The following is a 453-nucleotide window of genomic DNA, read 5'->3' as shown; positions in this document are numbered from 1 at the left end:
GGCGTCGAGAGCGGCGTCGACGGCCTTGCGACCTGCCGCGATCTTCGCTGCGTTGTCGCCGGGGTTGACCGCGGCCGCACGCGCGCCCTCCGAGGCCGCCTGGCTCACCGACTGGCGCACGCTCAGCATGTCGCCGTAGTTGACGATGCCGAACACAAGGATCAGCAGGATGGGAAGGATCAGGGCGAACTCGACCGCCGCGGCACCTCGCACGTCACGGCGCGCACGAGCGAACCCCCAGGACACAAAACGCCTCATCGGCCGGCCTCCCCGCCATCGCTCCCATGACGCCCCCCGAATGGCGTTGGGCACACCCTAATCGTCTTCTGTACAACGACGGAACCGATCCCGGGTCATTGTGCCCGGTCGAAGCAGGCGGCGTAGTTCGTTCTGACTAGTGCCTCTCGAGACGCTCAACCGACCAGTCTCGGCCGCCCGCACGTCGCGCCCACC

1 protein-coding gene is annotated in these 453 nt (G+C 68.0%); it reads right to left on the bottom strand.

From position 1 onward, the window contains the following. The coding region (locus tag ACOADB_RS26810) for a TadE/TadG family type IV pilus assembly protein (RefSeq protein ID WP_378606236.1) at positions 1-246 on the bottom strand (246 nt) is incomplete at its 3' end. Positions 247-453: the final 207 nt, after the last annotated feature.

Origin of the sequence: Nocardioides sp. CPCC 206348 (genome assembly GCF_048654705.1) — a bacterium.
Lineage (GTDB): Bacteria > Actinomycetota > Actinomycetes > Propionibacteriales > Nocardioidaceae > Nocardioides.
Note: the sequence above shows the minus strand (reverse complement) of the source record. Positions and strands in the feature narration are given on the sequence as shown.